6 protein-coding genes and 1 pseudogene are annotated in these 8,096 nt (G+C 54.5%); 1 reads left to right on the top strand and 6 read right to left on the bottom strand.

Translation table 11 applies throughout. From position 1 onward, the window contains the following. Window positions 1-284: 284 nt before the first annotated feature. The 3 genes from C8R21_RS02265 to C8R21_RS02260 form a co-directional block, all read right to left on the bottom strand. On the bottom strand, window positions 285-2,960 hold the full coding sequence (locus C8R21_RS02265) for a WD40 repeat domain-containing protein (RefSeq protein WP_107761239.1): 2,676 nt from the start codon (window positions 2,958-2,960) through the stop codon (window positions 285-287). Window positions 2,961-3,366: 406 nt separating this feature from the next. After that, window positions 3,367-3,516 (bottom strand): hypothetical protein, encoded by a 150-nt coding sequence (locus tag C8R21_RS15790; protein ID WP_181258829.1) that lies wholly within the window; start codon window positions 3,514-3,516, stop codon window positions 3,367-3,369. 303 nt (window positions 3,517-3,819) lie between these two features. Beyond that, entirely contained in the window at window positions 3,820-4,047 is a 228-nt protein-coding gene (locus C8R21_RS02260; RefSeq protein ID WP_219906596.1) for a transposase, read from the bottom strand. A 48-nt stretch (window positions 4,048-4,095) separates the two neighbouring features. On the opposite strand from C8R21_RS02260, the pseudogene C8R21_RS02255 reads away from it, so the two are divergent. Next, window positions 4,096-4,810 (top strand): annotated as a pseudogene (locus C8R21_RS02255) (IS6 family transposase). A 216-nt stretch (window positions 4,811-5,026) separates the two neighbouring features. On the opposite strand, the gene C8R21_RS02250 reads toward C8R21_RS02255, so the two are convergent. From C8R21_RS02250 to C8R21_RS02240, 3 genes are all read right to left on the bottom strand, one after another. Next, window positions 5,027-6,772: a tetratricopeptide repeat protein gene (locus C8R21_RS02250; RefSeq protein WP_107761238.1), complete on the bottom strand. Its 1,746-nt coding sequence runs from the start codon at window positions 6,770-6,772 to the stop codon at window positions 5,027-5,029. A 67-nt stretch (window positions 6,773-6,839) separates the two neighbouring features. Next, a complete protein-coding gene (locus C8R21_RS02245) occupies window positions 6,840-7,118 on the bottom strand; it encodes a DUF4242 domain-containing protein (RefSeq protein ID WP_107761237.1) in 279 nt (92 codons plus the stop codon). Between the two features lie 59 nt (window positions 7,119-7,177). Beyond that, complete coding sequence (locus C8R21_RS02240) at window positions 7,178-7,843, bottom strand: TetR/AcrR family transcriptional regulator (RefSeq protein WP_258192203.1); 666 nt, start codon at window positions 7,841-7,843, stop codon at window positions 7,178-7,180. Window positions 7,844-8,096 lie beyond the last annotated feature (253 nt).

Raw genomic sequence — 8,096 nt, 5'->3', positions numbered from 1 at the left:
TCCCCACGGAAATGACGCCATTTGAAATCGGACATTGAGAGCTGCCCCGAAAAACACAATGATGCACCTCGCTTCTTATTTTTTGCAACAGAGCCCGATTTTCTGGCTGGTCATTGTCTTCTCTACTATAAATGTCAGAGTAGAGCCTTTGACCTTCATTGGTGAGTGTCAATCAATATAATTGATAACTCTAGATTGACATAAAAGAGGGGGAAAAGTGTCAGGCAGATTTGTCAGCATGGGGTGTACTCTACATTGACGCACTCAAGCAGCCAATTGGCCACTTAATCCTTCGCATGCTGCTGACGCAGCAGAGGATGGTCGGGGAACTCCTGTTCTACTTGGTCACGCCGACCCGCGTCGATTTGTTGGTGGATATAGTCCGGAACAGTCAACTCAGAAAGAGGCGAGATGGGGCGGTCCCAAGGATCAGATAAAAACCAGCGAATAAAGGACTCCGCTGTGGGTTCTTCCAAAGGAGCATTGGTAGTCTGCTTGCGCAGCTCGTTGAGCTGTCCTATTTGATCTTTGAAAGATTCAATAGCGCCGAGTTCGTTCAGTTGCCTACCGCCTATTACCTCTGCAAGTACTGGAAGCAGGTCTTTATTGTCTTGAATGACCAACCCTGTATCCCACAACCGCGCGGTGTTGTCCAATGATGCGGTCACCACCTTCGTCCCGTCCTGGCTGAACTGGGCAGACCAGACCCAACCTTCATGCCTCAGGGGCTCACCGAGAGGCGCGCCGGTTTCGGCATCCCACAGCCGCGCGGTGTTGTCCCCTGATGCGGTCACTACCTTCGTCCCGTCAGGACTGAACTGGGCAGACTCGACCCTATCTTCATGCCTCAGAGGCTCACCGAGAGGCGCGCCAGTTGCAGCATCCCACAACCGCGCGGTGTTGTCCCCTGATGCGGTCACCACCTTCGTCCCGTCCTGGCTGAACTGGGCAGACTTGACCCAACCTTCATGCCTCATGGGCTCACCGAGAGGCACGCCAGTTGCAGCATCCCACAGCCGCGCGGTGTTCTCTGATGCAGTCACCACCTTCGTCCCGTCCTGGCTGAACTGGGCAGACCAGACCTCACCTTCATGCCTCAGGGGCTCACCGAGAGGCGCGGCAGTTTTGGCATCCCACAGCCGCGCGGTGCTGTCCACTGATGCGGTCACCACCTTCGTCCCGTCCTGGCTGAACTGGGCAGACAAGACCCAACCTTCATGCCTCATGGGCTCGCCGAGAGGCACGCCAGTTGCAGCATTCCACAACCGCGCGGTGTTCTCTGATGCGGTCACCACCTTCGTCCCGTCCTGGCTGAACTGGGCAGACCAGACCCAACCTTCATGCCTCAGGGGCTCACCGAGGGGCGCGCCAGTTGCAGCCTTCCACAGCCGCGCGGTGTTGTCCACTGATGCGGTCACCACCTTCGTCCCGTCAGGACTGAACTGGGCAGACCAGACCCAACCTTCATGCCTCATGGGCTCACCGAGAGGTGGGCCGGTTTTGGCATCCCACAGGCGCGCGGTGTTGTCCACTGATGCAGTCACCACCTTCGTCCCGTCGGGACTGAACTGCGCAGACTCGACCTTGCCTTCATGCTTCATGGGCTCGCCGAGAGGCATGCCGGTTGCAGCATTCCACAACCGCGCGGTGCTGTCCACTGATGCGGTCACCACCTTCGTCCCGTCAGGACTGAACTGTGCAGACTCGACCTTGCCTTCATGCTTCATGGGCTCGCCGAGAGGCACGCCGGTTGCAGCATCCCACAACCGCGCAGTCTTGTCCTCTGCTGCGGTCACCACCTTCGTCCCGTCCTGGCTGAACTGGGCAGACTCGACCCCACCTTCATGCTTCATGGGCTCACCGAGAGGCGCGCCGGTTGCAGCATCCCACAACCGCGCGGTGTTGTCCCCTGATGCGGTCACCACCTTCGTCCCGTCAGGACTGAACTGTGCAGACTCGACCTTGCCTTCATGCCTCATGGGCACACCGAGAAGCACGCCGGTTGCAGCATTCCACAGCCGCGCGGTGTTCTCTGATGCGGTCACCACCTTCGTCCCGTCCTGGCTGAACTGCGCAGACTCGACCCCACCTTCATGCTTCAGGGGCTCGCCAAGAGGCGCGCCAGTTGCAGCATCCCACAACCACGCGGTGTTGTCTAAAGATGCGGTCACCACCTTCGTCCCGTCCTGGCTGAACTGGGCAGACTCGACCTTGCCTTCATGCCTCATGGGCTCGCCGAGAGGCACGCCGGTTGCAGCATTCCACAGCCGCGCGGTGTTCTCTGATGCAGTCACCACCTTCGTCCCGTCCTGGCTGAACTGCGCAGACTCGACCTTGCCTTCATGCCTCAGGGGCTCACCGAGAGGCGCGCCGGTTGCAGCATTCCACAGTCGCGCGGTGTTGTCCCCTGATGCGGTCACCACCTTCGTCCCGTCAGTACTGAACTGTACAGACTCGACCCCACCTTCATGCCTGAAAATCTCGACAGGCAGAAACCATCTTTTTTGCTGCAGGAGATTGACCAGCAAAGTTCGACTGGATGTTCCCTCAGGGTCCAGTCTCACTGCCTGAGCGAGATGGGCCAAGGCATAATGAGTGTTATGACTTTGATAGTACCGCTGCGCCTCACGGAAATCAGTGGCTGCCAAGGTCGCTTGTACCTTTTTCTTTGAATTTTTCGCATCACTATAACGCTCAATAGCCCATCCTAGAGCAATAAGCACAATGACAACTGCAGCTTGTAATTGGCGCTTGCGCTTTAGCAACCCCTGCACTGCTTGCTGTTGTTCGGCCGCAAGCGTTTCTGCTGCCATCTCTCTTTCTTTTGCTGCCTTGAGTTCAGTTTCGGCAAGCTGCTTTGTAATGCGTTCCTGTTCTTCTACCGCAACCTGTTTTTCTTGAACCGCAACCAGTTCAGCCTGGTGCTGACGCTTTTCGTCTTTCCGTCGCTTGGTTCGCATCCTCGGTACCCCAATTAATTTATGACGGGCTGCCCTCTGGATGTTGCAGCAGTTGGCCACGACATTCGGCTCTGCTCTTTTCCAGCATTGTTTTTACTTCGCCCAAGTTGACTGGCATGAGACCAAGATCTTCGTTTGCCTGGCAAATTGCGTTTACTAATCCCCGCTTCAAATAGCACGGCTGCGTTCGGAACAAATAACTTCCAGTCTATGAAAGTGCTGTGCATTTCGTATGAGTCGCGGCAGGAGGGCGGCACGAAGGAATGATGATTTGCCGATCCCGAAGAACAGGGTATGACGAACAGGCATTCATTGCCTGCTGCGCGTGCCGCGGAGCTTGTCCAGGCCTTGCAGTAATTCCATGTCCCGCCCGAAAAACATGGCAGCATCCTGCGCCTCCAGCGGTTCAACTCAGCGTCACCCACAATTTCTGATCCAGTTCTTTCAGGGCCAGCAGATCTGACCCGGTATCGATCTGCACTTGATCGAACCGCCTGCCCGAAAAAACTTCCATTGATGTGGCGATCCCATGATTTCTCCTTTTATTTTTGTTCAAAGCCGGATTCCTTAAGAAGTTATAGCCCAACACATTTATATTACAAGGGGAAGGCACCAAAGCGCCAAGTCATGGCAGCAGGTCGGCTTGTGGTAGAAGCAGCCATGATGCCTAACGATTTTGAGGCTTGCCTGAAAACCAGGAACAAGCTCTTCCCAAACCAGATTGACTGGCCTCATCAAGAGAGGCATCCTCGGATTGCCGTGTGCTCGGTTGAGCCGCTCCTCGCCTGAAGGAGAGTGCCACCGTACAGGCATTTCCGCCACCCTACGGAATCCCTGCGTCAGCTAGGCTCAGGACTCATTAATTGAGATAGAAGATGACGGTAGCGGCGATACAGATGGCGGAGAAGAAGGTGTGGGCGCAACGGTCATAACGCGTGGCGATGCGCCGCCAGTCCTTGAGCCTGCCGAACATGTTTTCCACCTTGTGGCGTTGCTTGTAGAGTTCTCTGTTGTATTCGATCTGGGTTTTACGGTTCTTCTTGGGGGGAATGCAGGGTGTAATACCCTTTTTTCGGCTCTGTTGCAAAAAATAAGAAGGGAGGTGCCCTATTGTATTTTTCAGGACAGATCCTCAATGTCCGATTTCAAATGGCGTCATTTCCGTGGGGAGATGATTCCGGGTTGTGTCAGGTGGTATTGCAAATACGGGATCAGCTATCGTGATCTGGCGGAAATGATGCTGGAACGCGGTCTTAAGGTGGATCATACGACGCTCTACCGTTGGGTTCAGCATTACGCGCCGGAAATGGAAAAGCGCCTGAGGTGGCATTGGAAATCTTCCATGGGCTACAGCTGGCGAGTGGATGAAACCCACGTAAAAGTAAAAGGGGGAGTGGACATATCTCTACCGGGCACTTGATAGAAAAGGCCATATGATTGATTTCTATCTCTCCGCTACTCGCAATACCCAGGGCGCCAAACGTTTTCTGGGCAAAGCCCTGAAATCCATGAAACCCTGGGCCCACCCCGATGCTATTAATACCGACAAGGCGCCCGCTTACAGGTCCGCCATTGCCGAATTAAAAGCGGAAGGAAAGTGTCCGCCGGATATCGTGCACCGGCAGGTCAAATACTTGAACAATATTATCGAAGCTGATCATGGCAAGCTCAAACGCTTGATGAACCCGGTGCGGGGCTTTAAATCGATGAAAACAGCCTACGCCACCATCAAAGGTTTCGAGCTTATGCAGATGTTCAAGAAAGGACAGCTGGACATTTGGAAATTGGGCCAAGGCCTCACAGGAGAAATCTGGCTCATTGAAAGGCAATTCGGTATCTACAGGACATAATCAATCAGATCACACGCCTCGTTTTCTGGTTTGTCCTTTTTTTGCAACAGAGCCTTAGAGGTCATGGCGTCTCTCCTGCATCCACTGATCCTGCTGCAGTAAGGGTCTCCTCCTCCCAAGTCATTGGAGGAAACAACCAGTTTGAATTCACTATGACTCGAGAGCGAGAACTAAATTCTCTTCGAATCATCGGACAAGCGTTTATCAGGGTCTTCGCTATCGGCCCATGCGAGAGGCCGTCAAATTTACATCAGCATGCTCCCAGGCCTTTTTGAAGCGCGCCTCAATAACACCTGCCTCGGCTTCCTTTTTCTGAGCGTGCAGGGCCTGCAGCAGCCCAAAAAGGGCCCAACCGCTGTCGCGGTTGCGTTGCAGATCATTCCAGTAGACCGTCTCTGCTTCGTCCGGGTATCCCGCCTCCAGCAGGATGGCGCCCAGCGCGAGCCGGGGCGGGTAGTGCCATTCAGCAGGTTCCGTATAAACCAGCGCATCCTCGTAGCGGATCGCGCGTTCAAGATGTGCTATGGCCGAATCGAATTTGCCGCGCGCGGCGTCAATTTCGCCGGCCAGCACTTCGGGAGCGATCCTGAGCACAGTGCGCGGCGTGTTCTTGGAGAAGAGTGCACCGTCCAGGCCTGGGTCTTTCATGATCTCGCGCAAGGTTCCCAGTTCTTGCTCGGCCTGGGAGAGGCGCCCAGTTGCGACAAATGCCAGCCCCCGGACATAATGCCAACTCCCCTTGAGGAATGCGTTCGTGGCAGGGGGTGCGGGCTCATCGAGTACCTCCTGCCAGTGTCCGAACCTCGCGAGAGCCCAGTAGGGTGCCATGCGGAACACGGCAGTCAGGGGCATTTCCTTCAGCGTGGCATCGTCTATCCTGCTGGCGGTCTTGCGAGCGGATTCGATCGCGGTTCTGCTTTGACCGCTTGCCGTGGCAGAAAACGCAAGAAAGTGGATGTTATGCGGGTAGTAGGCCATCGGGTACAATCCCTGTGCCTGGCATTGAGCGATGTAGTCCTCGTCGGCCGCTATTGCCAACTGGTTGCTTTTTATCGCGTCCGCATATCGTCCTACCCGCTGATAAATGTGCGACGGCATGTGTATCATGTGCCCTGCTGCTGGCATCAGCGGGAGCAGCACATCTGCGGCTTTCTCCGCGCCCTCGGGCGTGGTCGTCGGCTCCATTAGATGAATTTGCATGTGTAATGCAGCAGGATGCGCGGGATGACGACGCAACACTTCCTCGGTCAGCGCCACGATTTCAGCTGTTCCCTCATGCGCGTGGCCGTCCCGCATCCAGTATCCCCAGGGACGAAGGTCCATCACTGATTCCACATAAAGCATTGCGATATCGGGATCAGCGGGAAAACGCCGATGTACGGCCCGCATTGCTTCAGCATAAGCCTTGTCATTTGCTGTGCGATCCGTGGAATCGCCTGAATAACGTTTCTCCAGCGCGCTGATCAGTGCCTGCTCCCTTTCCGAGGCCGGTCCCATCAGCGATCTCGCCTTTTGCACCAGCTTCAAGGCATCGGATTCATCGTTGGGATCCATTGGTGCGTTGATGTTGGGCCCCAGTACCAGCGCCTGGCCCCAGTACGCCATCGCCAGCGCAGGATCGAGTCGTGCAGCTTCGCGGAATGCGCGCCGCGCTTCGGCATGGTTGAAGCCGTAGGCCAGGTTGATGCCCTGATTGATAAAGAGCCGTGCTCTTTTATTTCGCGTGCTGACCGGGAATGCATGATTGCCGAGGTTCTGCAGCCTGGGTGCCAGTTGCCCATCCGGCCCTGGCTTGTTCGCCATGGGAGACGCTTCATAATGCTTGTGGTTCGCTCCTTGCCCCGCGGGGGCTTGGCGTGACTCGCCCAGAGCCGCGCCGCGCGCTTCCGAGGACGGGCAGAAGACACTTGCCCCAGCCAGTACCAGTCCCATCACAAGGAAATTAAAAGCACGGTATTCCATGTAGAACTCCTTAAAAATATTCTTACAGTCGCGCGGGTTTCTTTCTCTATTGCTCGAATTCCGCGTTCTAGCAACTCTCTGCCGTGGTGGGATCGATTACAGACAGGACGCGGGAAACACGATTTGCGGGAAAATCACCTTGTTCGGCGTGAGCTCTTATGGCCGGCTCATCCGGTGCAATATAGATACAATAGACCTTGTCGTCGGTCACATAGCTCTCCACCCACTGGATCGGAGACCTCATATTGGCCAGCACGCTGCATGACTTCTCTGAAATGGCTTGGAGATTCTGGGTGGTAAACGAGCCTGCTTCGGGGATTTCACGTTCAATAATGAATTTGGGCATTTATACCTCCTGTTCGATTAATAAATATATGACTGGTCGTCTTGATAAAAGGGAAAAAATTAGCGAGATTCAAGGGGCCTGAAAAAATCTCCCAGCAGATCCTGACAGCATTGCTTGACGGGTCCAGACGATTTTTCGATCTTCGCTCTCAGCAAGGCCCCCTGCCAGGCATTTATCAATAAATCGGCCATCTCCCCCGCTGATTTGTCTGCCCTGACACTGCCTTGTTGCTGGGCCTTGATCAAACCGGATTGCAGCAAATCCCGATACCGGGTAACAGCCGTCTGGAGGGATTGCTGACAAAGAGGACTGGTATCACCGATCTCACCCATTAAATTGCCAAGCAGGCAGCCGCCCTTGAAATCGTTTTTCTCCAGCTCCGCGACAAGCTCATCAAAGTAATGCTGTATCGCGCCGAGTGCGTCGGTCTCGGATTGTTGTAAATGCGTGGTCAGCTGGGTGATAAAAGGATCGACGTAATGCTGGATGACCTTGGCGCCAAAGTCTTCCTTGCTGTCGAAGTAATTATAAAAAGAGCCTTTGGGAATATTTACCGCATCCAGAATCTCCTGGAGCCCGGTGCCGTGGTAGCCTTGCCGCATGAGCATGCTCACACCCTGATTCAACAGGCTGTCCCGGCTCGCTTCCTTTTTTGCAGATCGAGGCATGGAAAAATAATACGACTGGTTGTCTTTTTTTGTCAACTGTTCTTTGCCCCTACTCATGCGGAAAATCCGTTCACTTCCGCAGCCACCCTTCCTATCTATATTTGACCCAACCAATCGAACTGAAGAAGGATCATTTCTCATCCATTACGCCAATGTTGCGTCCATAAAGTCCCCACACGGAGTTGCCCACAAGCTTCTGACCTTCACCAAATCCCTCTCTGGTGATTAGCCAAATCTTATTTTTAGAAAAATTGATATTCACTCCTCTTGTAATGACTTTATTCCAAGCGTAGAATAAAAATAGACTGAT

The organism is Nitrosospira multiformis (assembly GCF_003050865.1).
Classification (GTDB): Bacteria; Pseudomonadota; Gammaproteobacteria; order Burkholderiales; family Nitrosomonadaceae; genus Nitrosospira; species Nitrosospira multiformis_E.
This window is presented reverse-complemented; position numbering and strand designations above follow the sequence as displayed.